At 65.6% G+C, this 26826-nt stretch carries 25 protein-coding genes; 16 read left to right on the top strand and 9 right to left on the bottom strand.

Going from position 1 to position 26826, the window contains the following annotated elements:
• Window position 1 precedes the first annotated feature (1 nt).
• The gene (gene ilvA / locus ACSQ89_RS23760; RefSeq protein WP_436296536.1) at window positions 2–1555 is read right to left on the bottom strand and encodes a threonine ammonia-lyase, biosynthetic; all 1554 of its coding nucleotides are present in this window, start codon (window positions 1553–1555) and stop codon (window positions 2–4) included.
• 251 nt (window positions 1556–1806) lie between these two features.
• Between ilvA and ACSQ89_RS23755 the strand changes: the two genes are divergently transcribed.
• Window positions 1807–2256: an OsmC family protein gene (locus tag ACSQ89_RS23755; RefSeq protein WP_093109658.1), complete on the top strand. Its 450-nt coding sequence runs from the start codon at window positions 1807–1809 to the stop codon at window positions 2254–2256.
• Between the two features lie 21 nt (window positions 2257–2277).
• On the opposite strand, the gene coq7 is transcribed toward ACSQ89_RS23755, so the two are convergent.
• Window positions 2278–2907, bottom strand: a complete 630-nt coding sequence (gene coq7 / locus ACSQ89_RS23750; protein WP_436296535.1) for a 2-polyprenyl-3-methyl-6-methoxy-1,4-benzoquinone monooxygenase — start codon at window positions 2905–2907, stop codon at window positions 2278–2280.
• Window positions 2908–3189: 282 nt separating this feature from the next.
• Between coq7 and ACSQ89_RS23745 the strand changes: the two genes are divergently transcribed.
• The 8 genes from ACSQ89_RS23745 (at window position 3190) to ACSQ89_RS23710 (ending at window position 13231) form a co-directional block, all read left to right on the top strand.
• The gene (locus tag ACSQ89_RS23745; RefSeq protein WP_436296629.1) at window positions 3190–4440 is read left to right on the top strand and encodes a porin; all 1251 of its coding nucleotides are present in this window, start codon (window positions 3190–3192) and stop codon (window positions 4438–4440) included.
• Window positions 4441–4627: 187 nt separating this feature from the next.
• Window positions 4628–6208, top strand: coding sequence for an ABC transporter substrate-binding protein (locus ACSQ89_RS23740; RefSeq protein ID WP_436296534.1), 1581 nt, complete (start codon window positions 4628–4630; stop codon window positions 6206–6208).
• Window positions 6209–6345: 137 nt separating this feature from the next.
• Window positions 6346–7326: an ABC transporter permease gene (locus tag ACSQ89_RS23735; RefSeq protein ID WP_093109654.1), complete on the top strand. Its 981-nt coding sequence runs from the start codon at window positions 6346–6348 to the stop codon at window positions 7324–7326.
• Window positions 7326–8579 (top strand): M20 aminoacylase family protein, encoded by a 1254-nt coding sequence (locus ACSQ89_RS23730; RefSeq protein WP_436296533.1) that lies wholly within the window; start codon window positions 7326–7328, stop codon window positions 8577–8579. Before ACSQ89_RS23735 ends, ACSQ89_RS23730 begins: the two co-directional genes overlap by 1 nt.
• Before the next feature lie 26 nt (window positions 8580–8605).
• Window positions 8606–10180, top strand: a complete 1575-nt coding sequence (locus tag ACSQ89_RS23725) for an ABC transporter substrate-binding protein (protein ID WP_436296532.1) — start codon at window positions 8606–8608, stop codon at window positions 10178–10180.
• 126 nt (window positions 10181–10306) lie between these two features.
• A complete protein-coding gene (locus tag ACSQ89_RS23720; protein ID WP_436296531.1) occupies window positions 10307–11218 on the top strand; it encodes an ABC transporter permease in 912 nt (303 codons plus the stop codon).
• Between the two features lie 19 nt (window positions 11219–11237).
• Window positions 11238–12230, top strand: coding sequence for an ABC transporter ATP-binding protein (locus ACSQ89_RS23715; RefSeq protein WP_093109650.1), 993 nt, complete (start codon window positions 11238–11240; stop codon window positions 12228–12230).
• A gap of 8 nt (window positions 12231–12238) precedes the next feature.
• Complete coding sequence (locus tag ACSQ89_RS23710) at window positions 12239–13231, top strand: ABC transporter ATP-binding protein (RefSeq protein ID WP_436293523.1); 993 nt, start codon at window positions 12239–12241, stop codon at window positions 13229–13231.
• Between the two features lie 112 nt (window positions 13232–13343).
• On the opposite strand, the gene zwf is transcribed toward ACSQ89_RS23710, so the two are convergent.
• Window positions 13344–14813: a glucose-6-phosphate dehydrogenase gene (gene zwf, locus ACSQ89_RS23705; protein WP_436296530.1), complete on the bottom strand. Its 1470-nt coding sequence runs from the start codon at window positions 14811–14813 to the stop codon at window positions 13344–13346.
• A gap of 134 nt (window positions 14814–14947) precedes the next feature.
• On the opposite strand from zwf, the gene ACSQ89_RS23700 reads away from it, so the two are divergent.
• On the top strand, window positions 14948–15613 hold the full coding sequence (locus ACSQ89_RS23700; protein ID WP_436296529.1) for an HAD family hydrolase: 666 nt from the start codon (window positions 14948–14950) through the stop codon (window positions 15611–15613).
• On the opposite strand, the gene ACSQ89_RS23695 is transcribed toward ACSQ89_RS23700, so the two are convergent.
• The gene (locus tag ACSQ89_RS23695; protein WP_436293526.1) at window positions 15559–16233 is read right to left on the bottom strand and encodes a lipocalin family protein; all 675 of its coding nucleotides are present in this window, start codon (window positions 16231–16233) and stop codon (window positions 15559–15561) included. The genes ACSQ89_RS23700 and ACSQ89_RS23695 overlap by 55 nt on opposite strands.
• 105 nt (window positions 16234–16338) lie before the next feature.
• Between ACSQ89_RS23695 and tal the strand changes: the two genes are divergently transcribed.
• The 3 genes from tal (at window position 16339) to ACSQ89_RS23680 (ending at window position 19262) form a co-directional block, all read left to right on the top strand.
• Complete coding sequence (gene tal, locus ACSQ89_RS23690) at window positions 16339–17292, top strand: transaldolase (protein WP_436296528.1); 954 nt, start codon at window positions 16339–16341, stop codon at window positions 17290–17292.
• Window positions 17289–18839, top strand: a complete 1551-nt coding sequence (gene pgi / locus ACSQ89_RS23685) for a glucose-6-phosphate isomerase (RefSeq protein WP_436296527.1) — start codon at window positions 17289–17291, stop codon at window positions 18837–18839. Before tal ends, pgi begins: the two co-directional genes overlap by 4 nt.
• 84 nt (window positions 18840–18923) lie before the next feature.
• On the top strand, window positions 18924–19262 hold the full coding sequence (locus ACSQ89_RS23680) for a DUF805 domain-containing protein (protein ID WP_093109640.1): 339 nt from the start codon (window positions 18924–18926) through the stop codon (window positions 19260–19262).
• 78 nt (window positions 19263–19340) lie between these two features.
• Here ACSQ89_RS23680 and groL read toward each other — a convergent pair whose 3' ends face one another.
• Window positions 19341–20993, bottom strand: a complete 1653-nt coding sequence (groL, locus tag ACSQ89_RS23675) for a chaperonin GroEL (RefSeq protein WP_093109639.1) — start codon at window positions 20991–20993, stop codon at window positions 19341–19343.
• Window positions 20994–21025: 32 nt separating this feature from the next.
• Complete coding sequence (gene groES / locus ACSQ89_RS23670) at window positions 21026–21316, bottom strand: co-chaperone GroES (protein ID WP_093109638.1); 291 nt, start codon at window positions 21314–21316, stop codon at window positions 21026–21028.
• A gap of 362 nt (window positions 21317–21678) precedes the next feature.
• Between groES and ACSQ89_RS23665 the strand changes: the two genes are divergently transcribed.
• Window positions 21679–22350, top strand: a complete 672-nt coding sequence (locus tag ACSQ89_RS23665) for a hypothetical protein (RefSeq protein ID WP_436296526.1) — start codon at window positions 21679–21681, stop codon at window positions 22348–22350.
• A 190-nt stretch (window positions 22351–22540) separates the two neighbouring features.
• The gene (locus ACSQ89_RS23660; protein ID WP_436296525.1) at window positions 22541–22969 is read left to right on the top strand and encodes a hypothetical protein; all 429 of its coding nucleotides are present in this window, start codon (window positions 22541–22543) and stop codon (window positions 22967–22969) included.
• A gap of 108 nt (window positions 22970–23077) precedes the next feature.
• Here ACSQ89_RS23660 and ACSQ89_RS23655 read toward each other — a convergent pair whose 3' ends face one another.
• From ACSQ89_RS23655 to ACSQ89_RS23645, 3 genes are all read right to left on the bottom strand, one after another.
• Window positions 23078–23407 (bottom strand): autotransporter domain-containing protein, encoded by a 330-nt coding sequence (locus tag ACSQ89_RS23655; RefSeq protein ID WP_436296628.1) that lies wholly within the window; start codon window positions 23405–23407, stop codon window positions 23078–23080.
• Window positions 23408–23431: 24 nt separating this feature from the next.
• Complete coding sequence (locus ACSQ89_RS23650) at window positions 23432–24646, bottom strand: alpha-hydroxy acid oxidase (protein WP_436296524.1); 1215 nt, start codon at window positions 24644–24646, stop codon at window positions 23432–23434.
• A gap of 92 nt (window positions 24647–24738) precedes the next feature.
• Window positions 24739–25545 (bottom strand): IclR family transcriptional regulator, encoded by an 807-nt coding sequence (locus ACSQ89_RS23645; protein ID WP_436296523.1) that lies wholly within the window; start codon window positions 25543–25545, stop codon window positions 24739–24741.
• A 98-nt stretch (window positions 25546–25643) separates the two neighbouring features.
• Here ACSQ89_RS23645 and ACSQ89_RS23640 point away from each other — a divergent pair, with 98 nt between their 5' ends.
• Window positions 25644–26618: a Bug family tripartite tricarboxylate transporter substrate binding protein gene (locus ACSQ89_RS23640; RefSeq protein WP_436296522.1), complete on the top strand. Its 975-nt coding sequence runs from the start codon at window positions 25644–25646 to the stop codon at window positions 26616–26618.
• The last annotated feature ends 208 nt before the right edge of the window (window positions 26619–26826 follow it).

The raw sequence follows: 26826 nt of genomic DNA, 5'->3' as shown, positions 1-26826 counted from the left end.
CTCAGGCCTGCAGGAACAATCGATAGACCGGGTTGGCGGTTTCTTCCACGAAGGGATAGCCGAGCGTCCGCAGGAACTCGTCGAACGCGGCATGGTCGGCCGCCGGCACCTGCAGCCCGACCAGGATGCGGCCGTAATCGGCACCCTGGTTGCGGTAGTGGAAGAGGCTGATGTTCCAGGTCGGCCGCATGAGGCTCAGGAACTTCAGCAGCGCGCCGGGCCGTTCGGGGAACACGAAGCGCAGCAGCCTTTCGTCGTGCGCCAGGCCGGTGCGGCCGCCGACCATGTGGCGGATGTGCTCCTTCGCGAGCTCGTCGTGCGTGAGGTCGATCGCGCCGAAACCGTGCGCAACGAAGGTGTCGGCGATCGTCTTCGATTCGCCGCGCGCCGTCGTGGTCAGTCCCACGAACACGTGCGCCTCCCTGGCGTCGCTGATGCGGTAGTTGAACTCGGTCACGCTGCGCGATGCGCCCGGCAGCTGGCCGACCAATTCGCAGAAGCGGCGGAAGCTGCCGCGTTCCTCGGGAATCGTCACCGCGAACAGCGCTTCGCGCTCCTCGCCCACCTCGGCGCGCTCGGCCACGAAGCGCAGCCGGTCGAAGTTCATGTTGGCGCCGCAGAGGATGGCCGCGTAGGTCTCGCCGCGCGTGCCGTGCGCCTCGACATACTGCTTGATCGCGGCTACTGCGAGCGCGCCGGCAGGCTCGACGATGCTGCGCGTGTCGATGAACACGTCCTTGATGCCGGCGCATACGGCATCGGTGTCGACCGTGATGAACTCGTCCACCAGGTCGCTGGCGACCCGGAAGGTTTCTTCGCCGACCAGCTTGACCGCGGTGCCGTCGGAAAACAGGCCGACATCGGGGAGCGTCACGCGTTGACGGGCCGCGACCGATTGCATCATCGCGTCCGAGTCGTTCATCTGCACGCCGATCACCTTGATCTCGGGCCGCACGGCCTTGATGTAGTTGGCGACGCCCGCGATCAACCCGCCGCCGCCGATGGCGACGAACACGGCATCGAGCGGGCCCTGGTGCTGGCGCAGGATTTCCATCGCGATCGTGCCCTGGCCGGCGATCACGTCGGGGTCGTCGAAGGGGTGCACGAAGGTCAGCCCGTGCATCTTCTGCTGTTCGAGCGCGTACACGTAGGCATCGGAATAGCTGTCGCCGTGCAATTGCACTTCGCCGCCGAGCGCGCGCACGGCATCGATCTTGAGCTGAGGCGTGGTCACCGGCATCACCACCACGGCCCGCGTGCCCAGCTTGTGGGCGCCGAGCGCCACGCCCTGGGCATGGTTGCCGGCCGATGCGCAGATCACGCCCTTGGCGAGCTGCTCGGCGCTCAAGTGCGCCAGCTTGTTGTAGGCGCCGCGCAGCTTGAAGCTGAAGACGGGTTGCTGGTCTTCTCGCTTGAGCAGCACCGTGTTGCCCAGCCGCGCGCTCAAGGCGCGCGCCGGCTCGAGCGCGGACTCGACCGCGACGTCGTAGACGCGGGCGGTGAGGATCTTCTTCAGGTAATCGGCGGGGGTGAGCGGCGCTGTCGGCTTGGGCATAGGGCCGCGATCATAGGCCTGCGGGCACCGCGCCAGGCAGCCCCAAGAAAAAAGCCCCGGGCCTTGCGGCCCGGGGCTAAATCCACCAATTGGGAGGGTGGAGGAGACAACCGGTGCACACGCGTTCGTGTGCGATGAAATAAAGTATATCGGTTGTTTGTTGCATTGCAACAAGCGGGTGACGCTTTTCCAACACAAATCCACGCCGGCGTGATTTTTTGCCCCGTCGTGACCCTGGAGTCTGCAAAAAAATGGAATGCACAGTGAGCTGGACCGGCAACGCGGGTGCGCGATCGGCGATGGGCTTCGTTGCCGAGACCGGTAGCGGCCACGTCCTGATGATGGACGGGGCGCCGGATGCGGCCAAGCCGGAGAACGGCGGACAGAACCTCGCAGCCCGGCCGATGGAAACCGTGCTCGCCGGCACCGGCGGCTGCACCGCCTACGACGTGGTGCTGATCCTGAAGCGCGGGCGGCACCAGGTCGAGCGCTGCAGCGTCAAGCTGACCAGCGAGAGGGCGGAAAAGGACCCCAAGGTTTTCACCAGGATCCACATGCACTTCACGGTGGCGGGCAAGGGAATCCCGGCGGCCGCCGTGGAACGCGCGATCGCGCTGAGCCACGACACCTATTGCTCGGCCACCATCATGCTGGCCAAGACCGCCGAGATCACGACCAGCTTCGATTTGATCGAAACTTGAATGCAGCCCGGGCCCGCCCGCTCAGATGCGGTGGGCAACTGTCGTCATCACCCGGGAGGCCAGGCGCATCAGGGCCTTGGTCGGTGCCGGCAATTCCTGGGCGCCGGCGCTCCATGCCTGCGCTGCGTGGCGCGCTTCGTCCAGCTTCATTTGGTTGATCACGGCCCGCGATGCGGTGTCGCCCGCCGGCAGGCGGTCGAGGTGCCCGTCCAGGTGCGCCTCCACCTGGCGCTCGGTTTCGGCCACGAAGCCCAGGCTCAGCGGATCGCCGAGCCGGCCGGCAATGAGGCCCAGGCCGAATGCGCCCAGATACCAGACGGGATTCAGCACCGAGGGGTGGGCTCCCAATTCGTCGAGGCGCTGTCGCGTCCAGGCGAGATGGTCGGTTTCTTCGCGCGCTGCCGCGTCGAAATGCGCCCGCAGCACCGGATCCCGCGCAACGGCAGCCTGCGCTGTATACAAGGCCTGGGCGCACACTTCCCCGACATGATTCACGCGCATCAACGCGCCCGCTTCCCGGCGCTCGGCCTCGCTGAGCTCGCCTGCGGGATCCGCCGGTGGCGGGGCGGCCCGCGTTGCATGCGGCTTGGCGAACAAGGTACGCAAGGCCGCGTCTGCGACGGCCAGGGCGGAGTCGAGCGAAGGATTCATGGGGCGATTGGAACCGATCCGAAATAGAGCTCATGCAGGGCAGGTCTTGTTTCGCATGGTGGTGTCGTGATGACTGCTAAAGCTTTGTTGCACTGCTGCAACGAAACGCCGAGCCCAGCCGCGATTTCGGGCGATTTGTTTTGCCCTGGTGAGGCGGCTCTGGTGCAATAGCGACAACTTCCCAAAAGGAGGTTGGCCCGGGGTCCGGTAGGAGCACAAATGTGCCAGTCACGGTGAGCCCTTCGCACCGGAGCCCTATGTTTAACCTTGGAGAAACTTGCAATGAAAAAATCTCTAGTTGCTCTGGCTGCCCTGGCTGTTGCCGGTGTTGCCTCGGCTCAGTCGTCGGTCACGCTGTTCGGTGTGGTTGACGCTGCCATCAGCGGCTATTCGAATAAGTCGGAGAACGTCGGCTTCCCGACCCTCGCCAATCCCTTCTACGTTGATAGCATCAAGGCCAGCCGTACCGCGCTGACGAACTCGGGCTACAACTCCAGCCGTATCGGCTTCCGTGGTACGGAAGACCTCGGTGGCGGCCTGGCTGCCAGCTTCTGGCTCGAAGCCCCGATCAGCAATGACGACGGCCAAACCGGTATCTCGACCTTCCGTCGCCGTTCGACGGTGAGCCTGTCGGGCGGCTTCGGTGAAGTCCGTCTGGGCCGTGACTACACCCCGACCTTCTGGAACGACACCGTGTTCGATCCGTTCGGCACCAACGGCGTGGGTACCAACCTGGTTTCGACCGCCAACGACGCGTTCAATGCCTTCCCTGGCTTCACCGCACCGAGCGTCCCCGGCGTCCCCAACGTTGGCGGCAACAACTACGTTCGCGCCAGCAACACCATCGGCTACTTCCTGCCCCCGAACCTCGGTGGCTTCTATGGCCAGGTGCAGTACGGCTTCCACGAGCAGAACAAGTTCGATCCGGGTACCGTCACGCCGACCGCGCTGAACAACTCGCGCACCGGTCGTTACGTCGGCGGCCGCGTCGGCTATGCCAATGGCCCGCTGGACGTCGCTACCTCGTATGGCAGCAGCACGATCGGTGACAACTTCTACGTCGGCACCACCACCACGGTGAAGACGTGGAACCTCGGCGCTTCGTACGACTTCGGCGTCGTGAAGCTCTTCGGTGAATACTCGCGCGCCAAGAACGAAATCGACGTCGATACGCCGTTCGTCACTGGCACCATCGGCAACGACATCGACCTCAAGGGTTACCTGATCGGCGTGACCGTGCCGGTGGGCGCTGGCCTCATCCGCGCGGCCTACTCGGCTGTCAAGTACGACCTGAACGTGCCGTTCTCGGCGCTCGAAGACCCGAAGGCCAACAAGTTCGCCATCGGCTACGTGCACAACCTGTCGAAGCGCACGGCTCTGTATGCGACGGTGGCTCGCATCCGCAACAAGGATGGCGCAGCTTTGACCTTGGGTGGCCCGTCGTTCGTGACCACCACGACCCTGCTCCCGGGTCAGGCCTTCCTGCCGAAGACCTCGACCGGCTACGACGTCGGTATCCGTCACGCTTTCTGATTTGACGCTGGCGCAAGCCAGCTTTGATGGGAAGTCTTAAAAGCCACCCGACGCAAGTCGGGTGGCTTTTTTCCTTGCTCGGGCTTTCTCGAACAGGGATATCCCTTGGGTCGGAGTTCTCCCGTGTCCGAAGCTGGCCCGGCTGTTGCATAGTCCGCGTTTTGACTTTTGTGACGGATGGTTAACCATGGATTCCAAGCGCGTATTGATTCCTGTCGCCCTCGCGGCCTTTGTGTTGGCGGCGCCCGCGCTGCATGCGAAGACTTTCAAGTGGACGAGCGCGAGCGACATTCCAACGCTCGACATCCATTCTCAGAACAACGCACTGGGCAACGGCGTGCACGCGGCCATCTACGACTCGCTGGTCTACTACAACAGCAAGACCTTCAAGCCGGAGCCCCAACTCGCGTCCAGCTGGAAGCTCGTGACACCGACCCAGATGCGCTTCACCCTGCGCAGCGGCGTCAAGTTCAGCGACGGCTCGACGCTGACGCCCGAGGACGTGGTGTATTCGCTGACCCGCGCGATGGCCAAGACTTCCAACTACGCGGTCTACGCCCAGGGCATCGACAAGGTGGTCAAGATCGATGCGAATACGGTCGATGTCCTCCTCAAGGGCCCCAATCCCGTGCTGCTGAATCAGCTGACGGAGCTTCGCATCATGAGCAAGGCCTGGGCGGAGAAGAACAAGTCGGTCGAGCCGAAGGACATCAAGACGCCTGAGGAAAGCTACGCCCACCGCAACGCCATGGGCACCGGCCCGTACATGGTCAAGGAATGGCAGCCGGACCAGCGCCTGGTTCTTGTGCAGAACCCCAACTACTGGGGCAAGAACGATACGAACGTGACAGAGGTGATCTACAGCCCGATCAAGTCCGAGGCCACGCGTGTCGCGGCGCTGCTTTCGGGCGAGATCGACTTCGTGCTGGATCCGAGCCCGCAGGATCTGGGGCGCCTGCGCCAGAGCGGCAACCTGAAGGTCATCGATGGCGTCGAAAACCGCACCATCTTCTTCGGCATGGACCAGTTCCGCGACGAGTTGCCCGGCTCCAACGTGAAGGGCAAGAATCCACTGAAAGACCAGCGCGTGCGCAAGGCGCTCTACCAGGCTATCGACAGCGCGAGCCTCAATCGCGTGACGATGCGGGGCCTGAGCCAGCCTACCGGCGGGCTGGTGGCGCCGCAGGTCAACGGCTGGAGCGAAGGCGTGCACAAGCGCCATCCCTACGATGTGGAGGCCGCCAAGAAGCTGCTGGCCGATGCGGGGTACCCCAACGGCTTCGAGGTCGATTTCGCCTGCCCCAACAACCGCTACATCAACGATGAGGAAATCTGCCAGGCCGTGACCGCGATGTGGGCGCGCGTGGGCGTCAAGGCGAAGCTCCGCACGCTGCCGCTGGTGACCTATTTCCCGATGATCCAGCGCTACGAAGCCAGCATCTACATGCTGGGCTGGGGCGTGCCCACCTTCGATGCGCTCTACAGCCTGCAGTCGCTCACGCGCAGCGTGGGCAGCGGCGGCGACGGCAACTACAACGTCGGGCGCTACAGCAATCCGAAGATGGACCAGATCGTCGATCGCGTGAAGACGGAAACCGATCTCCCGGTGCGCGATCGCCTGCTGACCGAGGCGCTGCAGTTGCAGAACGACGACGTGTCCCACATTCCGCTGCACAACCAGATCATTCCCTGGGCCATGAAGAAGAACATCGACGTGATCCATCGCGCCGACAACCGGCTCGATTGGCGCGTCATCAAGGTGAACTGACGCGCTGCAAAGCGTTTGCTGCAGGCGCCTCGTCGCGCCTCGTTTTTGGCTCGGCTTCGAGCAAGGCGCAACCCGGGGAACCACCTCTTGGGCACGCACCTTGCTCTGCTAGCATCGTTGAACACATGCTTTGCTGAATGATTGCTTTCGTACTGCGCCGCCTGATCCAGGCCGTGATCGTCATGATCACGGTCGCCTTCTTCGCCTTCCTCCTTTTCCAGTACGTGGGTGACCCCGTGGTGTTCCTGCTCGGTCAGGACGCAACGCCCGAGCAGGTTCGTGAACTGCGTATCGGCCTCGGGCTCGACAAGCCCTTTTTCGTGCAGTTCTGGCATTTCCTCGTCAATGCCGCGCAAGGCGAATTCGGGTTGAGCCTGCGGCAAGGCAGCAAGGTCTCGCGGCTGATCGGCGAACGCTTCCCGGCCACGCTCGAACTGGCGCTGGCTGCGGCCTTCCTGGCCTTGCTGATCGGTATCCCGATGGGGGTCTATACGGCGCTGCGCCGCGGCACCTTCATGAGCCAGGTGTTCATGACGATCTCCCTGCTTGGCGTCTCGCTGCCCACCTTCCTGATCGGCATCCTGCTGATTCTTGTCTTTGCCGTCCTGCTCGGCTGGTTCCCGAGCTTCGGGCGCGGAGAAACGGTGCAGATCGGCTGGTGGAGCACAGGCCTTCTGCGAGTCGACGGCTGGCACCACATCGTGCTGCCGGCGGTCACGCTCGCCATCTTCCAGCTCACCCTGATCATGCGGCTGGTGCGCGCCGAAATGCTCGAGGTGCTGCGCACCGACTACATCAAGTTCGCACGCGCCCGCGGCCTGTCGGATCGGGTCATCCATTTCGGCCACGCGCTCAAGAACACGCTGGTGCCGGTGATGACCATCACGGGCCTCCAACTGGGCGGTCTGATCGCTTTCGCGATCATCACCGAGTCCGTCTTCCAATGGCCCGGCATGGGGCTGCTGTTCATCCAGGCCGTGACCTTCGCCGACATTCCGGTGATGGCCGCCTACCTGTGTCTGATCGCGCTGATTTTCGTCGTCATCAACCTGGTGGTCGACCTGCTCTATTTCGTGGTCGATCCGCGCCTGCGCATCGGCCGCGCGGGAGGCCACTGATGAGCGAGGCACGTCTGCAGGCGAACGGCAGGGCGTTCGCGCACATCGCGCGCTTCTATCCGGAGATCACCGCCTTCCGGCGCGACCTGCATGCGCATCCCGAACTCGGCTTCGAGGAGGTCTACACGGCCGGCCGCGTCCAGGAAGCGCTTCGGGCCTGCGGCGTCGATGAGATCCATCCCGGCATCGGGAAGACCGGTGTGGTCGGCGTGATCCGCGGCCGCTCCACGGCCAGCCGCCGCATGATCGGCCTTCGCGCAGACATGGATGCCTTGCCGATGCGGGAGGAAAACGACTTCGCTTGGGCGTCGGCCAAGCAGGGCTTGATGCACGGCTGCGGGCATGACGGCCACACCGCCATGCTGGTCGGGGCAGCGCGCTACCTCGCCGAAACTCGCGACTTCGACGGCACCGCGATCCTGATCTTCCAGCCGGGCGAGGAGGGCTTTGCCGGCGCGCGCGCAATGATCGAAGAGGGCCTGTTCGACCGTTTCCCCGTGCAGTCGGTCTATGCGATGCACAACTGGCCCGGCCTGCCGGCCGGCACGGTGGGCATCAACCGCGGCGCGATGATGGCGGCCGCCGATCGCATCACGATCGAAATCGCCGGCAAGGGCGGCCACGGCGCGCATGCCTATCTCACGGTCGATCCGGTGCTGGTGTCCGCGCACATCATCACCGCGGTGCAGAGCATCGTGTCGCGCAACGTACGCCCGATCGACGCGGCAGTGATCAGCATCTGCGCCGTCCAGGCCGGCGACCTCGGCGCCATGAGCGTGGTGCCGGGCAAGGCCATGCTGGTGGGCACCGTGCGGACCTTCAGCGCCCGGGTGCAGGCGCAGGTCGAGCAAAGGCTCGTGGAGCTGTGCGCCGCGGTTGCTTCCGGCTTCGGTGCCACGGCGCAGGTGAAGTTCGAACGCATCTATCCCGCCACCATCAACACGGCGCCCGAAGCGATGTTCGCCGGCGACGTCGCGCAATCGCTGGTGGGCGCGCACAACGTCGAGCGCAACATGGAGCCCAGCATGGGCGCCGAAGATTTCTCCTTCATGTTGCAGAAGAAGGCGGGCGCCTACATGCGCATCGGGCAGGACGCCCGCGGCGGCGCTTTCCTGCACAACAGCAAATACGATTTCAATGACGAGATCCTGCCGCTCGGTGCCGCATTGCATGCCGGCCTGATCGAGCAGGGCATGCCACTGGCCGCTGCCGGCAAATCCACCAAGAACAAAGTCGCCTCGACGGCGTCCTGATCCCTTCAACCCGAGGAGTGCTTCTCATGAATCTGAAGAAACAACTGGCCGCAGCGGCCGTGCTGAGCGCCTTGAGCCTGGTGGCCAGCGCACAGACCATCCGGATCGCGAACCAAGGCGACGCGCTCTCGCTCGATCCGCATTCGCTCAACGAATCGTTGCAGCTCTCCGTCACTTCCAACGTCTACGAGACCCTGGTCGGACGCAACAAGGACCTGAGCCTGGCGCCCTTGCTGGCCACGTCCTGGAAGCAGAGCTCGCCGACCGTCTGGCGTTTCGAGCTGCGCAAGGGCGTGCAGTTCCACGACGGCACGCCGCTCACCGCCGACGACGTGGTGTTCAGCTTCCGCCGCGCCGCGGGCGAAGGCTCCGACATGAAGGCCCACGTGAGCGAGATCAAGGAAGTCCGCAAGGCGGGCGACTCCGCCATCGAGATCGAGACCATGGGAGCGTTTCCGATCCTGCCCGACGTGATCACCAATATCATGATCATGAGCAAGAAGTGGTGCGAGACCAACCAGGCGACCAACCCGGTCGATCGCCGCAAGGGCATCGAGAACACGGCCTCGTTCAAGGCCAACGGAACCGGCCCGTTCCGCGTGCGCGAGCGCCAGCCGAACGTGCGCACCGTCTTCGTTCGCAACGCAAGCTACTGGGGCAAGATCGACGGCAACGCGCAGGAGATCGTCTTCACGCCCATCGCCAACCCCGCAACGCGCGTTGCGGCGCTGGTCTCGGGCGAGGTCGACGTGATGGAGCCGGTGCCGGTTCAGGACGTGGCGCGCATCAACAGCAGCCCCAGTGCCCGCGTGATCGCGGGCCCGGAACTGCGCACCATCTTCCTGGGTATGGACCAGAAGCGCGACGAGTTGCAGTACTCCAGCGTCAAGGGCAAGAACCCGTTCAAGGACAAGCGCGTGCGCCAGGCTTTCTACGAGGCCATCGACATCAATGGCATCCAGCGCACCGTGATGCGCGGCGCTTCGCGTCCCACCGGGCTGATGGTCGGCCCCGGCGTCAACGGCTGGACCGCCGAGCAGGACAAGCGCCTGCCCTACGACACAGAGGCAGCCAAGAAGCTCCTGGCCGATGCCGGCTACCCGAACGGCTTCGAGGTCACGATGAACTGCCCGAACGACCGCTACGTGAACGACGGCCAGATCTGCCAGAGCGTGGCTGCGAGCCTGGCGCGCATCGGCGTCAAGATCAACCTCGCCACCGAAACCAAGGGCACCTACTTCCCCAAGATCCTGCGCCGCGACACCAGCTTCTACCTGCTGGGCTGGACGCCGACCACCTACGATGCCCACAACGCCTTGAGTTCGTTGACGGCCTGTCCCGACGACAAGGGCACCGGGCAGTTCAACCTCGGCGCCTACTGCAATCCGAAGCTCGACGAGGTCACCAAGAAGATCCAGTCCGAGACCGACAAGGCCAAGCGCAACGAACTGATCAAGGAGGCTTTCAAGATTCATTCGGACGACATTGGCCACCTTCCGCTGCACCAGCAGTCGCTCGCCTGGGGCGTGAGCAAGAAGGTCGAGCTCACCCAGCTGGCCGACAACTTCATGTTCTTCAAGTGGATGAGCATCAAGCCCTGAAAAATGACGGCCCCCCGGCTTGCCACTTCGTGTGCTTCGCCGCCGCCCGAGGGGGAGGCTCGGCCGCCTTGGGGCGGCCCGGCGGCGGCCTAGTCTGCGCCCCGCGGAATTCGCTCCCACAACCCGATGAAAAAAACCTTAGCCCGCTGGCTGGACAGTGATGTCGGCCACAGCTTTCGCAGCTCGCCGGTCGCGATGCTGGCCGCCGCGATCGCCTTCGTCTGCATCTTCTGCTCGGTGTTCGCTGGCTGGGTGTCGCCGCACAACCCCTTCGACCTGGCCGCGCTCGAGCTCGGCGATGCGCGCCTGCCGCCCGCCTGGGAGCCCGAGGGCACACGCAAGTACCTGCTCGGCACCGACGACCAGGGCCGCGACATCCTTTCTGCGCTGATCTACGGTGCGCGCATCTCGCTGGTCGTCGGCCTCGTGTCGGTGATGCTCTCGGTCATCGTCGGCGTGCTGTTCGGACTCCTGGCCGGCTTCTGGGGCGGCTGGCTCGACGCCTTACTGATGCGGGTGTGCGACGTGATGCTGTCCTTCCCGCCGATCCTGATCGCCTTGCTGATCGCCGGCGTCGGCCGTGCCTTGTTTCCGAATGCGCACGACTCGGTGGCCTTCGGCGTCCTGATCATTTCGATCTCGCTCACCGGCTGGGTGCAGTACGCACGCACCGTGCGCGGTTCCACGCTGGTCGAGCGCAACAAGGAGTACGTGCAGGCGGCCCGCGTGACCGGCGTGTCCCCCTGGCGCATCATGGTGCGCCACGTGCTGCCGAACGTGATGGGCCCGGTGCTGGTGTTGGCGACCATCCAGGTCGCCACGGCCATCATCACCGAGGCCACGCTGTCCTTCCTGGGCGTCGGCGTACCGCCGACTTCGCCCTCGCTGGGCACGCTGATCCGCGTCGGCAACGACTACCTGTTCTCGGGCGAATGGTGGATCACCGTGTTCCCGGGCGCGATGCTGGTCCTGATCGCGCTCAGCGTGAACCTGCTGGGCGACTGGTTGCGCGACGCTCTCAACCCCCGCTTGCGCTGAAGAAGGTGGAGCACCGCACATGAGCCTTCTGCAAGTCAACCATCTGGTCGTCGAATTCCCGCACCGGCGCGGCACGCTGCGCGCGCTGGACGACATCTCCTTCGAGATCGCACCCGGCGAAATCCTCGGCGTGGTCGGCGAATCCGGCGCCGGAAAATCGCTCACCGGCGCGGCCATCATCGGCCTGCTCGAGCCGCCGGGGCGCATCGCCAGCGGCGAGATCCGGCTCGAAGGGCAGCGCATCGACAACCTGGGCCACGAGGCCATGCGCCACATCCGCGGCCGCAAGATCGGCGCCATCTTCCAGGACCCACTGACCTCGCTGAACCCGCTCTACACCATCGGGCGGCAATTGACGGAGACCATCCGCACCCACCTGCCCGTGAGCGAGCAAGAAGCGCGCCGGCGCGCCATCGGCCTCTTGCAGGACACCGGCATCCCGGGTGCCGAGCAGCGCATCGACCACTATCCGCACCAGTTCTCCGGCGGCATGCGCCAGCGCGTGGTGATTGCGCTCGCGCTGGCGGCCGAGCCGAAGCTGATCGTCGCCGACGAGCCCACCACCGCGCTGGACGTGTCGATCCAGGCGCAGATCATCCAGTTGCTCAAGAAGATCTGCAAGGACCGCGGCGCCGCCGTCATGCTGATCACCCACGACATGGGCGTGATCGCCGAGACCTGCGATCGCGTGGCGGTGATGTACGCCGGCCGCGTGGCCGAGATAGGACCGGTGCAGGAGGTGATCCACCAGCCCGCGCATCCCTACACCTCGGGCCTCATGGCCGCCATCCCCGACATGACGATGGACCGCGAACGCCTCAATCAGATCGACGGCGCCATGCCCCGCCTCAATGCCATCCCGCGCGGATGCGCCTACAACCCGCGTTGCCCGCGCGTCTTCGACCGCTGCCTGCAAGAGCGGCCCGACCTGCTCAACGCGGGCGCGACCCGCGCTGCCTGCTGGCTGCACGCTGCGCACAGCGCGGCGCCGATCGACGGGATTGCGGCATGAGCGCCCCGATGAGCGCACTGGTCCAGGCGAACGATCTCGCCAAGAGCTTCGACGTCTCGCCGCCCTGGCTCAACCGCGTGCTCGAACGCAAGCCGCGGGTGCTGCTCAACGCCGTCGACGGCGTGAGTTTCTCCATCGAGCGCGGCAAGACGCTCGCGCTGGTGGGCGAATCGGGCTGCGGCAAGAGCACCGTCGCGCGCCTGCTGGTGGGCCTGTACGAGCCCACCCGCGGCGGCATGCACTTCGACGGCCAGGACGCGCATGCCGCCTTCAAGACCGCCGAGGGGCGCAAGCTGCGCCGGCGCATCCAGATGATCTTCCAGGATCCCTACGCGAGCCTCAACCCGCGCTGGATCGTCGAGGACATCGTCGGCGAGCCGCTGCGCGAGCACGAGATTCTCAAGGAAGGCCCGGCGCTCAAGGCGCGCGTGGGCGAACTGCTGCAGTCGGTCGGCCTGAGCCCGCTGGACATGGTGAAGTACCCGCACCAATTCTCCGGCGGCCAGCGCCAGCGCATCTCGATCGCGCGGGCGCTCGCCACCCAGCCCGAATTCCTGGTGTGCGACGAGCCCACCTCGGCGCTGGACGTGAGCGTGCAGGCCCAGGTGCTCAACATCATGAAGGACCTGCAGCGCGAGCGCGGCCTGACCTACCTCTTCATCTCGCATAACCTCGCGGTGGTGCGCCACGTGGCCGACCAGGTCGGCGTGATGTACCTGGGCCGGCTGGTCGAGGTGGCGGACAAGGGCAAGCTCTTCAGCGAGCCGCAGCACCCCTACACGCGCATGCTGCTGGAGGCGATTCCGAAGATGAAGCACGCCGGCGAGCGGCGCACGCCGGTGCAGGGCGAGGTGCCGAACCCGCTCAATCCGCCCACCGGCTGCACCTTCCATCCGCGCTGTCCGCATGCCAACGCGCGCTGCAAGGCCGAACGGCCGCCGCTGCAGATGCTGCGCGGCGTGCAGGTGGCCTGCCACGCCGTCGAAGAAGGCCGGATCTAGCGCCCCATTCCAGAAACACCGCGCAACCGGCTGCGCCGGGCCGCTGGTGTTGCCCCCTGCAAGGGGGTTGGCGAAGCGACACGAAGTGCGCGCAGCCTGGGGGTGTGCTCAGCTACTGCTCTTCGCTCCAGGCGAAGCCGTCGCGCGCGATCATCGCGCTCGATGCACTCGGCCCCCAGGTGCCCGCTGCGTAAGGGCGCGGCACGCCGTCCGAGGCCCAGCTGTCGATCAGCGGCTCGACCCAGCGCCACGCCTCTTCCTGCTCGTCGCTGCGCACGAACAGGTTGAGCCGGCCGTCGATCACGTCGAGCAGCAGGCGTTCGTAGGCACCCACGCGCTCGGCGCCGAAGCGCTTGTCGAAGTCGAGGTCCAGCTGCACCGGTGCGAGCTGCGGGCCGGCACGGCGGTTGCCGTTGCGCTGGCGGTTGTCCTGCGCCTGCGCGAGCATGTGCAGCTCCAGGCCGTCCTTGGGCTGGAGATTGATCACGAGCTTGTTGACCGCACTGGGCGGCGCGCGAAAGATCGCATGCGGCGTCGGCCTGAAGTTGACCTCGATGCGCGCATCGCGCGAGGCCAGCCGCTTGCCGGTGCGGATGTAGAGCGGTACGCCGGCCCAGCGCCAGTTGGCGATCTCGGTGCGCAGCGCGACGAAGGTTTCGGTGCGGCTCTCGGGGTCCACGCCCGGCTCGTCGCGGTAGCCCGGCACGCGCTCGCCGTAGGCCGTGCCCGAGGTGTATTGCCCGCGGATCGCGTGCAGGCCGATCGACTCCGCAGTCCACGGCTTCAGCGCGCGCAGCACCTTCAGTTTTTCGTCGCGGATCGCGTCGGCATGCGCATTGATCGGCGGCTCCATGCCGATCGCGCAGACCAGCTGCAGCGCGTGGTTCTGCACCATGTCGCGCAACGCGCCGGTCTGGTCGTAGAAGGCGCCGCGCTTCTCGACGCCGAGGTCTTCGGCGATCGTGATCTGGATGTTGGCGATGTGCTCGCGGCGCCAGATCGGCTCGAACAGCGCGTTGCCGAAGCGCATCGCGAACAGGTTCTGCACCGAGGGCTTGCCCAGGTAGTGGTCGATGCGGAACACCTGGTGCTCGTCCAGCACCTTGCACACGGCCTTGTTGATGGCCCGGTTCGAGGCCAGGTCGTGGCCCAGCGGCTTTTCGAGCACGACGCGCGTCTGCGGGCCGTTGAGTCCGGCCGCGGCGATCTGTTGCACCACCTGCGTGAAGAGCGCCGGTGCCGTCGCGAGGTACATCACGACGGTGGTGGCGTCGCGGGTCTTGAGCAGGTCGGCGAGCTTGGCGTAGTCCTCGGCCTTCGACAGGTCCATGCGCAGGTAGTACAGCATCGAGGCGAACTTCTTGAACTCCTCGGGCGTCGGCCGCTTGGCACCCTCGACCGCCTCGAAGCGCGACTGGATCAGCTCGCGATAGCCGTCGTCGGAAAGATCGTCGCGCGCGACGCCGATGATGCGGCCGTCTTCGGGCAGGCTGCCGTGCCGGAAGGCCTGGAACAACGCCGGCATCAGCTTGCGCCACGCGAGGTCGCCGGTACCGCCGAAGAGGACAAGATCGAAACTCATGGATAAATCCGTGTTGTCATGAAATGCCGAGCAGGAGCGTCTGCCTGCGAATGGTAATGGACCGCTCGGGGCTCTACGACTTCGCGTAAGCTCCGAGCCGGCCCCCGGGGCCTTTTTTCTTGGACTCGACGGTAATGAAGAATGTGGTGTTCGATCTCGGCGCGGTGCTGCTGAGCTGGGAGCCGGTATCGCTGGTGCATGCGGAGTTCGCGCACCTGGCGCCCACGGCCGAAGCCGCCCATGCGCTCGCGCGCGAGATGTTCCATCACGAGGACTGGCTGGGTTTCGATCGCGGCACGCACAGCCTCGACGATGCCATCGGTCGCATGGCGCTGCGCCTTTCGCTGCCAGTCGACCGGCTCAACGAGGCGCTGGCGCCCATGGGCGAGCGCCTGGAGCCGATCGCCGTCACCATCGACGTGCTCGACGGGCTGCGAGCGCGCCGCGATGCGGGCGAGGACCTGCGGCTCTACTACCTCTCCAACATGCCGGTGCCCTATGCGCGCGTGCTCGAAGAGCGCCACGCCTTTTTCCGTTGGTTTGACGGCGGCATCTTTTCGGGCGACGTGCGCATGATCAAGCCGCAGCGCGAGATCTACGAGCTGCTGACCGCGCGCTACCGCCTGGCGGCTGCGGACACCGTCTTCATCGACGACTCGCTGGCCAATGTGGTGGCGGCGCGCGAACTCGGGTGGCAGGCCATCCATTGCGAGCGGCCCAGCGCCTTGCCGGCGCAGCTCGCGGCCTACCTGCCGGTCAACTCGACCTTGTCGACGTCGAAGCCCAGCGAGCGCGCGTAGTCGAGCTCGGCATCGAGCGCGGCGTCGTCCAGCCGCGGCGCACGCGACAGCACCCAGAGGTACTTGCGGTCCGGCGTACCGACCAGCGCCACCTGGTAGTCGCGGTCGAGCTTCAGGATCCAGTAGTCGCCCCAGACTGCGGGCAGCCAGCCGAGCCATTCAGGCGCGAAGCGCACTTCGAGGCGGCCTGCGCCCGGCTGGCCGGCAACCGGTGCCACGCGCGCCACGCCGACCGCTTCGTCGAAGCTGCCGTCGTCCAGGATGCAGCGGTTGCGAACCTCCATCTGGCCATCACCCAGCAGCGTGTACTCGGCCGTGGCCGGGCCCGCGCACTGCTTCTGGAAGCGGTTGGGCAGGCGGGCCTGTTCGTGCCACAGGCCGGCGTAGCGCTGCAGGTCGACTGGCGCCACCACCTGGAGCGGCGCGCGCATCAGCGGCGCGCCATCGGCGGGGCCGCCCACGCGTTCGGTGCGGGTCGCCCGGGCGGTCGCGAGCGCGAGGAGGGTCAGCACACCGCCCACGCAAAAAGCCGTGGCCAGCGTGCCGATCGACGCGCTGTGCGCGCGGTCATCGAACGCAGCGGCTGATGGCGACGCATGGTGGTGTCTGCGAAAAGGCATGGGAATTCCTCCGGAGGCGATCAGCGAAGGCTAGTCGCGGGTCCCGCCCGGCCCCGTCAGCCGAGGACCACACGGACTGTAGTTTTGCGGCGGGATAATGGCCGCATGAACCAACTCGATGCCCTCCGTCAATGGACCACCGTGGTGGCCGACACCGGCGATTTCCGCCAGCTGGCGCAGTTCAAGCCCCAGGACGCCACCACCAACCCCTCGCTCATCCTCAAGGCCGTGCAGAAGGCCGAGTACCGGCCGCTGCTCGACGAAGCGGTGAAGAAGCACGGCAGCCTGCCCGTCGACGAGGTGATCGACCGGATGCTGGTGCGCTTCGGCACCGAGATCCTCTCCCTCATCCCGGGCCGCGTCTCGACCGAGGTCGATGCGCGCCTGAGCTTCGACACGGCCGCCACCATCGAACGCGCCGAGCGCATCGTGGCGCTCTACCGGGCCGAGGACATCGAGGTCGAGAAGCGCGTGCTGATCAAGATCGCCGCCACCTGGGAAGGCATCGAGGCCGCGCGCCGGCTCGAAGAGAAGGGCATCCACACCAACCTGACCTTGCTGTTCTCGTTCGCACAGGCGGTGGCCTGCGGCGCGGCGGGCGTCAAGCTGATCTCGCCCTTCGTCGGGCGCATCTACGACTGGCACAAGAAAGCGGCCGGCGGCAGCTGGGACGAAGCGGCGCGTTCGGGCGCCAACGATCCGGGCGTGCAATCGGTGCGCCAGATCTTCGACTACTACAAGAAGCACGGCATCGCGACCGAGGTGATGGGCGCGAGCTTCCGCAACGTGGGGCAGATCGCCGCACTCGCAGGCTGCGACCTCCTGACCATCAGCCCCGAGTTGCTGGCCGAGCTCGCGGCCAGTGAAGCGCCGCTCGCGCATGCGCTCGACGCCGAGGCCGCGAAGGCGCTCGACATTCCCCAGCTCAGGCTCGACGAGCCGGCCTTCCGCTTCGCCCTCAACGAGGACGCCATGGCCACCGAGAAGCTGGCCGAAGGCATTCGCGCTTTCGCGGCCGATGCGGTGAAGCTGGAGAAACTGATGGAGGAGGTCGCATGACGATGAAGACGCGTTGCGATCGCACGGCGGCCTGGGGCCGGCTGCAGGCGCATTACGACGCTGGCGGCCGCGACTTCGACCTGCGGCAGGCTTTTGCCGCCGACCCGCAGCGTTTTGGCGCGTTCAGCCAATCGGCGCCCCATCTCTTCGCCGACCTGTCGAAGAACCTGATCGACGCGAAGACCGAAGAACTGCTGCTGGCGCTTGCGCAGGAGGCTGGACTGGAAGCGCACCGCGACGCGATGTTCGCCGGCGCGCACATCAATGCGACCGAAGACCGCGCCGTACTCCACACCCTGCTGAGAAGTCCCGCCTCCGCACCGGCGCCCGAGCAGCTCGCCGGCGCGCTGGCCGATGTCCATGCCACGCTGGCCGCGATGCTGGCCTACGCCGAGGCGGTCCGCGCCGACCACACGATCACCGACGTGGTCAACATCGGCATCGGCGGCTCCGATCTCGGCCCGCAGATGGCGGTGCGCGCCCTCGACCAGTTCGTGGCGCCGGGCAAGCGCTTCCATTTCGTCTCCAACGTGGACGGCCACGAACTCGCGCGTGTGCTGCGCGACCTGGCGCCCGAGCACACGCTGTTCCTCGTCGCCTCGAAGACCTTCACCACGGCCGAGACCATGGCCAACGCGCAGTCGGCCAAGCGCTGGTTCGAGCAGTCGGGCAGCGTCGACATCGCGCGTCATTTCGCGGCGCTCACCACCAACGTCGAGGCCGCGCGCGCCTTCGGCATCGAGACGACTTTCGGCTTCTGGGACTGGGTCGGCGGGCGCTATTCGCTGTGGTCGGCCATCGGGCTGCCGATCGCGCTGGCGATCGGCGCCGACGGCTTCCGCCGCCTGCTGGCCGGGGCCCACGCGATGGACGAGCATTTCCGCACCGTCCCGCTGGCGCAGAACCTGCCGGTGCGTCTCGGCCTGCTCGATGTCTGGTACCGCAACTTCCACCGCTTCGCCAGCCGCAGCATCGCCCCCTACCACAGCGCGCTGCAGCGGCTGCCGGCCTACCTGCAGCAGCTCGAGATGGAAAGCAACGGCAAGCGTGTCGATGCCGGCGGCCAGCCGTTGCCCTTCGGCACCTCGCCCGTGCTGTGGGGCGAGCCCGGCACCAACGGGCAGCACGCCTATTTCCAGATGCTGCACCAGGGCACGGACGTGATCCCGCTGGAATTCATCGCCGTGCGCGATGCGGCGCACGAGCTCGAGGGCCATCATCCCAAGCTGCTGGCCAATGCACTGGCGCAGGCGCAGGCGCTCATGGTGGGGCAGCGCGACGAGGGCGGGCATCGCAATTTCCCGGGCAACCGGCCGAGCAGCTTCTTCGTCTTCGACCAGCTCGCGCCCGAGGCACTCGGCGCCTTCCTCGCACTCTACGAGCACCGGGTGTTCACCAGCGGCGCGCTTTGGGGCATCAACAGCTTCGACCAATGGGGCGTCGAGCTCGGCAAGGTGCTGGCGCGGGACATCGAACCCCGCCTGGCCTCGGGCGACACGCAGGGTCTGGACGCCTCCACGGCCGGCTTGCTCGCCCGCCTGCGCTAGCGAAGAAGGTCACCAAAGCCGGCGAACCGCCCTTTATGATGGCCGCGGGAGTTTTCCCGGGGAACTATCGAGAGGAGTTGTTCGATGAATTTTCAACAAGCCATTCAGACCTGCTTCAGCAAGTACGTCGACTTTTCGGGTCGCGGATCACGCTCCGAGTACTGGTGGTTCGTGCTCGCCTACGTCATCGTGGCCGTCGTGGCAGGCTTCATTCACGAGATCGTCTATCTCGTCGTCATCCTGGCCTTCCTGCTGCCGCTGCTGTCGGCCGGCGCGCGCCGCCTGCACGACATCGGCAAGAGCGGCTGGTGGCTGCTGATCGGCCTGATTCCGCTGGTGGGCCTGGTGCTGCTGTACTTCATGGTCCAGCCCAGCCAGCCCGAGGGCAACGAGTACGGCGCGCCGCCGCTCGCCGCTGCCTGAGTCCGGCCTCGCAAACGTAAAAAAACCCCGCGGCTTGCGCTGCGGGGTTTTTCTATTTGGCCGGAGGCCGGGCAGACATTACATGCCCATGCCGCCCATGCCACCCATGCCGCCCATGTCGGGCATGCCGCCGCCGGCGCCGGACTCGTCCTTCGGTGCGTCGGCGACCATCGCTTCGGTCGTCAGCAGCAGGGAAGCGACCGAGGCTGCGTTCTGCAGCGCGGTGCGGGTCACCTTGGTCGGGTCCAGGATGCCCAGCTCGAGCATGTCGCCGTAGGTGTCGTTCTGGGCATTGAAGCCGTAGTTGCCCTTGCCGGCCAACACGGCGTTCACCACCACGCTGGCTTCGCCGCCAGCGTTGTTGACGATCTCGCGCAGCGGCGCTTCGATGGCGCGCAGCACCAGCTTGATGCCGGCGTCCTGGTCGGCGTTGTCGCCCTTGAGCTTGTCGCCCACGGCTTGCTTGGCACGCAGCAGCGCCACGCCGCCGCCGGCCACCACGCCTTCTTCCACAGCAGCGCGGGTGGCGTGCAGGGCGTCTTCGACGCGAGCCTTCTTTTCCTTCATTTCGACTTCGGTGGCAGCGCCGACCTTGATCACGGCCACGCCGCCGGCCAGCTTGGCCACGCGCTCTTGCAGCTTCTCGCGGTCGTAGTCGCTGGTGGCTTCCTCGATCTGCACGCGCACTTGCTTCACGCGGGCTTCGATGTCGGCGGGAGCGCCGGCGCCGTCGATGATGATGGTGTTTTCCTTGCCCACTTCGATGCGCTTGGCCTGGCCCAGGTCGGCCAGCGTCACCTTCTCGAGCGTCAGGCCCACTTCTTCGGCGATGACCTTGCCGCCCGTCAGGATGGCGATGTCTTCCAGCATGGCCTTGCGGCGGTCGCCGAAGCCCGGTGCCTTGACGGCCACGACCTTCAGGATGCCGCGGATGGTGTTGACCACCAGCGTCGCCAGGGCTTCGCCCTCGACTTCTTCGGCAATGATCAAGAGCGGGCGGCCGGCCTTGGCGACTTGCTCCAGCGTGGGCAGCAGGTCGCGGATGTTGCTGATCTTCTTGTCGAACAGCAGCACGAAGGGGTTTTCCAGCAACGCCGATTGCTTCTCGGGGTTGTTGATGAAGTAGGGCGACAGGTAGCCGCGGTCGAACTGCATGCCTTCGACGACATCGAGTTCGCTGTCGAGCGACTTGCCGTCTTCGACGGTGATAACGCCTTCCTTGCCGACCTTGTCCATCGCGTCGGCGATGAGCTTGCCGATGGTGTCGTCGCTGTTGGCCGAGATCGAGCCGACTTGCGCGATTTCCTTCGAGGTGGTGGTGGCCTTGGAAGCCTTCTTCAGCTCTTCGACCAGGGCAGTGACCGCCTTGTCGATGCCGCGCTTCAGGTCCATCGGGTTGATGCCGGCGGCCACGTACTTGAAGCCTTCGCGAACGATGGCCTGGGCCAGCACGGTCGCGGTGGTGGTGCCGTCGCCGGCGTTGTCCGAAGTCTTGGAGGCCACTTCCTTCACGAGCTGGGCGCCCATGTTCTGGAGCTTGTCCTTGAGTTCGATTTCCTTGGCCACGGACACGCCGTCCTTGGTCACGGTCGGGGCGCCGAAGGAGCGCTCGAGCACCACGTTGCGGCCCTTGGGGCCCAGGGTCACTTTGACTGCGTTGGCCAGGATGTTGACACCCTCGACCATGCGTGCGCGGGCTTCACCGCCGAAGACTACGTCTTTTGCTGCCATGAGATTTCTCCGAATTCAGATAGAGGGGTTGATTACTTCTCGACGACCGCGAACAGGTCGTCTTCCTTCATGACCAGCAGCTCGTCGCCATCGACCTTGACGGTCTGGCCGCTGTACTTGCCGAACAGGACGCGGTCGCCGACCTTGACGCTCATCGCGCCGAGTTCGCCCTTGTCGTTCTTCTTGCCAGGGCCGACGGCCAGCACTTCGCCCTGGTCGGGCTTCTCGGCGGCGTTGTCGGGGATCACGATGCCCGAGGCGGTCTTGGTTTCGCTTTCAATGCGCTTGACGATCACGCGATCGTGCAAAGGACGAAGTTTCATTGCATCTCCTGGATAAGAAACGGGGTTTGGTTCGGGCGCTGGCATGGTTGCCGGCTGCCCAGCCACTGGAAGCGGGGGGTTGTTAGCACTCCTCTTCAGTGAGTGCTAATCATAAGGGCATTTGGCGGGGTTTCAAGGCCCGGCGGTCCAAGTGCGGTGCGGAAGGTCAGTGGACCTTGCCTTTCGCTTCACTGGACTTTGCCTTGGTCGTCGACTCCCGCTGACGCTCGTTCGACCCCCCGCTGATGAAGCCTCATGCGAGCGACGCCCAGCTGAGATCCCAGCTGGGCAGGGCAGAATCGGCCAACCGCCGGATTCGGGCCAGAACCAGCACTCACCGTCGTCGTCCAGCCAGGAGCGATATGAAATATGCCATCCACAAAGCCGGCCCTCTTCTTCAGGTTTTTGGTCTTCTGACTTTTTGGGTTGCCAGCATCTTGCCGTTCCTGTTCACGTGGGCACGCCTTGGTTTATGGGTCGCCTTGGCTGGTGTCGTGCTTTGCCTGTCGGGCCTTCTCCTTCAGTTCCGCGCGACTCGCCACCTCGCAGACTCGGAATCGTTCGAGCTCCAGCGCCCAAGCCCGACGATTTTCCTTTGGGAGTTGACCCTCCGGCGGACAGTTCTCGCCTTCTGCGTGGCACTTGGGATGCATGTGGTCGTTACCAGCCTCTGGTATGCGACTGGCCGTTTGGGTCCGCTGACGTTGGCGGCTGAGCAACGTGAGGCAATGAGGACGCACACGCAACTCTTCATGCCTGTTTGCTTTGGCTTGGTCATCGGTGTATTGCCGGGCGCCTACGCCTTTCAAAAAGCGGTGTTGCTGACCGTCTTGTTGGCTGCCGCGGGCGGGGCCTTGCACTGGGTCGCTGGGCGGTCGGGAATACAAGTCGATTGGCCGACTTGGCATGGTTCAATGATGCTGGCGTTTCTGTCTGTTCTCTTCATGCTTCCACTGACGATGCTCGGCTGTGTCGTTGGCAGAGCCGCGCTGCACATTGCTCGGCGTACCGGGAGACCTTGGATTTGGTCATAGGAACGAGTGCGACGTTGGCCGAAGTGTTTTGAGACTCTTCGTGCGCTGGGGCGAGCGGCTTGCTCTGAACCTGCTGTTGAACGCCTGATCTGTAGAAGTCCGTACAGCCGGTATGAGCCCGTCGACGCCGTCGAGGATGTGGCAGGATGCGGCCCAAAACTAGACGTCCAACTCGAAGGCAGAATCTGGCATGCAATCTAAGCAGCTTCTCGCGCAGAACATCGAGTTCGGCAACGCCGGCGATATGGACACCCAAGAGACCGGCTGGTTTGTCGGATTCCGCGACTGGACCAAGGGGGCATCAAGCCACCTCCGCCACGTGCCTGCTGACGAACCTGCTGCTGGGCTATGCGTCAAGTGGTTCTCTCATCCGGCAGGCAATCCAAACGGCGAGTTCAAGCCGCTGAGCGACGGGAGGACGATGTCAGTCTTGGTGAGCCCGACCAGCGAATTCAGGATTGAGTTCTCGGTAACCGCCGACTTCGCGTCGCAGGATGTTGTGGCGCACACCCTGCGCCGCCATGGTGACTTTGTCATTTGGGGCCCAGGCCTCTTCCACCGCGCCTTTGGAGTCCAGCCGGCATGCATACTCACCGTCCGCTGGTCTCCGCAGCGATAGATGGCAGCCGGCCATGAGCTGCCTTCGAATTGCCGAAGGGCAAGCCCGCTCCAGGTCCGAAAGCGGACATGGCGGCATCCATTGCCGCGATGTCGCAGAGCGAACCCTTCAGAAAGCCCAGCTTGCCTGCACACGCAAGCTGTGGTCCTCGAACGCGCTGGCGTACTGGCCGGCGTAGACCACCCACAGCGTCGCGCCCGGCTGCCATTGCGTTTCCGCGCCCCGCTCCAGCGTCGCCACGTTCCGTGCCACCGGCAGGCCGCGCACCGAGAAGGCGGTCTGGTCCGCGAAGCTCATCGCGCGGATTGGCATGGTGTTGCCAAAGGCGCGGCGCCAGCCGATCTGTGCATGCAGCTTGGTCCGCGCGGTGACCTCCTGGCTCAGACGTAGGCCCGCACCCGCAAAGCCGGTCTCATCGGTTTCGTTGCCCGCGCGAATGAGGCGGTCGAAGCAATGTCTACGCTACACGGCGACCAACTGCTCCATGTTCAGATCCGCCAGCCTCTGCACGCCGAGCAGCGCCATGTCGCGGTGCACTTCGTCGCGCAGCAGCCCGACAGCATGCGCGACACCGGCCTGCCCACCTATGGCCGCTGCATAGGCCATGGGCCGCCCCACGAACACATGGTCCGCCCCCAGGGCGAGTGCCTTGAGCACATCAGTGCCGCGCCGAACGCCGCTATCCAGCATCAGCGCCATGGCGCCCTTGGCTTTGGCCGCCTCCGGCAACACCAGCAAGGGAGGTGCGGTGCCGTCGAGTTGCCGGCCGCCGTGGTTGGACAGGATCACGCCGTCCGCGCCCGCCTGTTCCGCGCGCTTCACGTCGGTCGCGGAGATCAGCCCCTTGATCACCAACTTGCCGCGCCAGCGTTGGCGGATCAATGCCAGATGTTGCCAGCTCAGGTGATCGCGCAGGCCGAACTGCCGCACCACGCTGCGCGAGAGGATGGGGACACCACGCCCGGCACCGGCGTTCTCGAAGTGCGGCATGCCGTGCTGCGCCAAGGTGCGGGCCAAGGTGCCCAGTAGCCAGTGCGGCCGCGTCATCCCGTCCCACGCCAGGCGCAGGCTGGGGCGCAGCGGCGTGGAGAAGCCGACCCGCACGTTGTTCTCGCGATTGGCCAGCGTGGCCGTGTCGACCGTCACGACCAGGGTCTTGAACCCTGCCTTGTCGACGCGCTCCAGCAGGCCTTCGATGTGCTCGGGCTCGCCAGGGATGTAGGCCTGGAACCAGCCGCAGGTGGGGGCCGCCTGAGCGACGCGTTCCATGCGTGTCAGTGATGCGCCGCTAAGCACGTAGGGAATGCCGGCCGCCTCGGCCGCGCGCGCCATCACGACATCGCCGTCGAAGGCGAACAGCGCGCACAGGCCCATGGGCGCGATGCCGAACGGAGCCTTGTACGTCTGGCCCATCAGCTGACGGCTCTGCTCGCGTGCGGATACGTCCACCAGCACATTAGTGCGGAACATCCACTTGCGGAACGCCGCAGCGTTTGCCTGGAGGGTCACGTTGTCTTCAACGCCGCCTTGCAGGTAGCCGAAGATGGGGCGGGGTAGGATGCGGCGCGCGGCCGGCTCCAGATCGCCAAGGGAAAGAATGCTGCGTAGCCTGGGAGGCAGGTGGCGGCGCGCATTGGGCGCGGGGCCGAGTTGTTTCCGCGGTGGGTTTGTCGTCATGGGATTCCGTCGAGGCCCTGCATTCATGCAGGAAGCGCCCGGATTGGAATCCAGTCGGCCCCTGCCGGCAATCTGTTACGCAGAGCGTAACGTCAGGGGTGCCATGTGGCGCGCAGCGAGGTCGCGGAAACGCCTCCCAGCGCAATGCCCAGCTGCCGTGCCGCGGCCATCGTGATGGGCGCCAGCCGGCGCAGCACCGGCGTGGTCAGCCGCTCCACCGGCCCGGAAGTGCTGACCGCACCCAGCACCACACCGTGGGCACCCCGGACCGCTGCCGCCACGGCCGCTGCGCCCGTGGAGCGCTCTGCTCGAGCGTAATGGAACCCACGCCGCCGGATGCGTTCGTACAGATCGCCTGGCTCGCCCAGGGCGGCCAAGATGGCGCGGCCCGGTGCACCCAGTTCCAAAGGCAGCAGTTCGCCCGAGCGCGGGTGGTCCGGCCTTGCGTTCGGTCCGTCGCAGCGCATGAGGCAGCTGCGCAGATTGCCTTCGTGCACGTAGAACGAAGAGCTTTCGCCGGTTTCCGCCGCCAGCCGGAGCAGGATGGGCTCGATGACCGAGCCCACGTCGAACTGCGCCTGGTAGCGCGATCCGATCCAGCCAGCGAACGGCCCCAATCGCCAGGCGCTGTCCTCGCGCTGCACCAAAAAGCGCGTCAGTGCCAGCGTTCGCGCGAGCCGCAGCGCGGTGGGTTTGTGCATGCCGGTACGTCGCGCCATCTCGGTCAAGGTCAGGAACACCTCGTCCGCGCTGTCAAAGGCCTGGAGCAATGACATGGCACGGATCACCGCCTGGATGTGGTCGCGTCCCGGCGCTTGCCCGGTGTCGGCCAGGCTCTTCGACGGCGGGCGGACAGCTGGCGCGGCTGGGGAGTTACGACTGCGGGTACTTTGGGCCATGGCCGGATGGTAGCTGTTACGCCTGTCGTAACGCGTTGTCCCGGCTTGCAACTCGCACCATCATCCCGGCCCTGACAACTCCAGACAGAGACGAGGCCGTGAACTTTCCCATGCATTTCAGCCGACGCCGCGTGCTCAGCGCGGCCGCTCTGCTGCCCCTGGCCGCCAGGGCGCAGGCAAGCTATCCGAGCAAACCGATCCGGATGATCATCCCGTTCGCCGCTGGCGGCGCAACCGATGTCCTGGGACGCGATCTGGGCCAAGCGATGACGCAAAGCCTGGGCCAGTCCTTCGTCGTCGAGAACATGGGCGGCGGCGCGGGCGTGCCGGCGCTCAACACGGTGGCGCGCGCTGCACCCGATGGCCACACCGTGATGTTCTGCGCGTCTGGCAACATCACGGCGCAGCCGCTGCTGAGCAAGAACCGCGTCGACATCCTGAGCCAGGTGGCGCCGGTTGGCATGGTCGCATCCGCGCCGCATGTGCTCGTGGTGAACGGCAACGGGCCCTTCAAATCGGTCGCGGACCTGATCGCCTATGCCAAGGCCCACCCGGGCGAGCTGAACTTCGCCTCTGCCGGGGTTGGGGGCCTCGCCCACCTGGGCACCGAACTGTTCGCCAGGACGGCCGGCATCAAGGTCACGCACATTCCGTACAAGGGGGCAGCGCAGGTCAACACCGACCTGATGTCGGGCCAGATCCAGGCGATCTTCGGCACCATGCCTTCGTTCATCGGCTTGATTTCGCGTGGGGCGATACGAGCCGTCGGCATCACCGCACCGAGCAAGGCCAGCCCGCTGAAGGGCCTGCCTCTGATTTCCCAGACCGTCCCGGGCTTCACCTACAGCACCTGGAATGCCATCTTTGCGCCCGCGCGCACGCCTGCAGCCTCTATCGCCAAGCTGTACGAAGCCATGCAGATTGCGGCGCGCAATCCCACGCTGGCCCATCGCTTCGACGAGCAGGGCGTGGACATCGCACTGGCGTCGCCTGAAGAACTGCGCAACCTCGTGCGCAAGGAATCGGTCATCTGGGACAAGGTGATCAAGGACGCCCGCATCGAACTGAACTGAAGAAGCGGTGATGCCCATGGTGCCGCGCCACCGCGGCTCCTTGTGCACCAATTCCCTGCCGAGCCAGCCGTCGTCGAGCGAGCCGCAAGCTGGTGATCATCGTCGACGACAGTCTGAAGCCAACCCAACCAACGGAAAGATTCCATGAGCCAACTCCCCGAAGTCGTTCGAGAGATCGAGCGCGTGAGCGCCGAACTCGTCGCCAAAG

Origin of the sequence: Variovorax sp. LjRoot175, from assembly GCF_964253805.1 — a bacterium.
In the GTDB taxonomy this organism is placed as follows: Bacteria; Pseudomonadota; Gammaproteobacteria; order Burkholderiales; family Burkholderiaceae_C; genus Variovorax.
The sequence above is the reverse complement of the archived record's forward strand: the minus strand, read 5'-3'. Positions and strand labels throughout refer to the sequence as shown.

What these genes read in the sequence shown, in the direction of transcription:
- ilvA (WP_436296536.1), bottom strand. Translation starts at nt 1,555, where the DNA reads ATGCCCAAGCCGACAGCGCCGCTCACCCCCGCCGATTACCTGAAGAAG.
- ACSQ89_RS23755 (WP_093109658.1), top strand. Translation starts at nt 1,807, where the DNA reads ATGGAATGCACAGTGAGCTGGACCGGCAACGCGGGTGCGCGATCGGCG.
- coq7 (WP_436296535.1), bottom strand. Translation starts at nt 2,907, where the DNA reads ATGAATCCTTCGCTCGACTCCGCCCTGGCCGTCGCAGACGCGGCCTTG.
- ACSQ89_RS23745 (WP_436296629.1), top strand. Translation starts at nt 3,190, where the DNA reads ATGAAAAAATCTCTAGTTGCTCTGGCTGCCCTGGCTGTTGCCGGTGTT.
- ACSQ89_RS23740 (WP_436296534.1), top strand. Translation starts at nt 4,628, where the DNA reads ATGGATTCCAAGCGCGTATTGATTCCTGTCGCCCTCGCGGCCTTTGTG.
- ACSQ89_RS23735 (WP_093109654.1), top strand. Translation starts at nt 6,346, where the DNA reads ATGATTGCTTTCGTACTGCGCCGCCTGATCCAGGCCGTGATCGTCATG.
- ACSQ89_RS23730 (WP_436296533.1), top strand. Translation starts at nt 7,326, where the DNA reads ATGAGCGAGGCACGTCTGCAGGCGAACGGCAGGGCGTTCGCGCACATC.
- ACSQ89_RS23725 (WP_436296532.1), top strand. Translation starts at nt 8,606, where the DNA reads ATGAATCTGAAGAAACAACTGGCCGCAGCGGCCGTGCTGAGCGCCTTG.
- ACSQ89_RS23720 (WP_436296531.1), top strand. Translation starts at nt 10,307, where the DNA reads ATGAAAAAAACCTTAGCCCGCTGGCTGGACAGTGATGTCGGCCACAGC.
- ACSQ89_RS23715 (WP_093109650.1), top strand. Translation starts at nt 11,238, where the DNA reads ATGAGCCTTCTGCAAGTCAACCATCTGGTCGTCGAATTCCCGCACCGG.
- ACSQ89_RS23710 (WP_436293523.1), top strand. Translation starts at nt 12,239, where the DNA reads ATGAGCGCACTGGTCCAGGCGAACGATCTCGCCAAGAGCTTCGACGTC.
- zwf (WP_436296530.1), bottom strand. Translation starts at nt 14,813, where the DNA reads ATGAGTTTCGATCTTGTCCTCTTCGGCGGTACCGGCGACCTCGCGTGG.
- ACSQ89_RS23700 (WP_436296529.1), top strand. Translation starts at nt 14,948, where the DNA reads ATGAAGAATGTGGTGTTCGATCTCGGCGCGGTGCTGCTGAGCTGGGAG.
- ACSQ89_RS23695 (WP_436293526.1), bottom strand. Translation starts at nt 16,233, where the DNA reads ATGCCTTTTCGCAGACACCACCATGCGTCGCCATCAGCCGCTGCGTTC.
- tal (WP_436296528.1), top strand. Translation starts at nt 16,339, where the DNA reads ATGAACCAACTCGATGCCCTCCGTCAATGGACCACCGTGGTGGCCGAC.
- pgi (WP_436296527.1), top strand. Translation starts at nt 17,289, where the DNA reads ATGACGATGAAGACGCGTTGCGATCGCACGGCGGCCTGGGGCCGGCTG.
- ACSQ89_RS23680 (WP_093109640.1), top strand. Translation starts at nt 18,924, where the DNA reads ATGAATTTTCAACAAGCCATTCAGACCTGCTTCAGCAAGTACGTCGAC.
- groL (WP_093109639.1), bottom strand. Translation starts at nt 20,993, where the DNA reads ATGGCAGCAAAAGACGTAGTCTTCGGCGGTGAAGCCCGCGCACGCATG.
- groES (WP_093109638.1), bottom strand. Translation starts at nt 21,316, where the DNA reads ATGAAACTTCGTCCTTTGCACGATCGCGTGATCGTCAAGCGCATTGAA.
- ACSQ89_RS23665 (WP_436296526.1), top strand. Translation starts at nt 21,679, where the DNA reads ATGAAATATGCCATCCACAAAGCCGGCCCTCTTCTTCAGGTTTTTGGT.
- ACSQ89_RS23660 (WP_436296525.1), top strand. Translation starts at nt 22,541, where the DNA reads ATGCAATCTAAGCAGCTTCTCGCGCAGAACATCGAGTTCGGCAACGCC.
- ACSQ89_RS23650 (WP_436296524.1), bottom strand. Translation starts at nt 24,646, where the DNA reads ATGACGACAAACCCACCGCGGAAACAACTCGGCCCCGCGCCCAATGCG.
- ACSQ89_RS23645 (WP_436296523.1), bottom strand. Translation starts at nt 25,545, where the DNA reads ATGGCCCAAAGTACCCGCAGTCGTAACTCCCCAGCCGCGCCAGCTGTC.